A 908-nucleotide genomic window follows, 5' to 3' on the forward strand; every position below is an offset into this window, starting at 1 on the left:
ATGAATGATTGAATTTATAAATGAATACTTGCGCTCTATTTCGATAAAAAACGTCCCTTTGATGCGATTGAGACAACGTTATTTGTCTTCAATCCAAGCCTCAAAGGGACGATTAAATTAAGCGTAGTTCACTTCAATTTGTTCGGCTTTCTCGAAAGCAGGGTGCGTCGCAAGTTGTTTACTGTAACGAACCATATTCGGGAATTGTTCTGCTAAGCCAAACATCTGTACTAACTCAACGATGAAAGACATCATGATGTCTGCACCCGTCAATCGGTCTTCTACGAGGTAGGTTTTTCCTTCCAACGCTTGTTCGAAGTAGCTCAATACATTCATTGCTTCTTTGTCGGCGTATGCAGGCAAAAACTGCATCGAGTTCGGCTCTTTACTGATGAATATTTTCAATAGCATCGGCAAAATAGCGGAGCTTTCTGCAAAGTGCATCCATTGTAAATATTCAGTATGCGCTTTTGTACCACGCTTAGGGGCAAGCGCTCCATCACTGTACTTTTCAATCAAGTATTCAGTCATGGCTCCTGATTCAATAATAAACTCACCATCATCTTCAAGGAGTGGCGACTTACCAAGTGGATGAACGCTCTTTAGTTCTGGCGGTGCCATGAAAGTCACTTTGTCACGAACGTAAGGCACGATTTCGTATTCCACGTTGAGCTCTTCAAGTAACCAGATAATACGCTTAGAGCGTGACTGATTCAGATGATGAAGTTTTATCATTTGTTATCCCTTCTTTATTGCGGGTTGTTATAGTGGGTCGTTGATTTTTACAACAAGCTTGCCAAAGTTTTTGCCTTCTAGCAGACCGATAAATGCCTCTGGCGCATTGTCTAGACCTTCTACTAGATGTTCGCGGTATTGGATCTTTCCTTCAGCCAACCACTGATTGATAT

The 908-nt window shown here is 41.6% G+C and carries 1 protein-coding gene and 1 pseudogene; both read right to left on the reverse strand.

All coding sequences use genetic code 11. The features are described from left to right. Positions 1 to 117 precede the first annotated feature (117 nt). Complete coding sequence (locus tag R7Q46_RS25650; protein ID WP_318078011.1) at positions 118 to 735, reverse strand: glutathione S-transferase; 618 nt, start codon at positions 733 to 735, stop codon at positions 118 to 120. A gap of 27 nt (positions 736 to 762) precedes the next feature. Further along, a pseudogene (locus R7Q46_RS25655) lies at positions 763 to 908 on the reverse strand (NADP-dependent oxidoreductase); the annotation flags it as partial.

It is taken from the genome of Vibrio sp. 811, assembly GCF_033339195.1.

Coding starts and splice junctions, on each gene's coding strand:
- R7Q46_RS25650 (WP_318078011.1), bottom strand. CDS start 735: ATGATAAAACTTCATCATCTGAATCAGTCACGCTCTAAGCGTATTATC.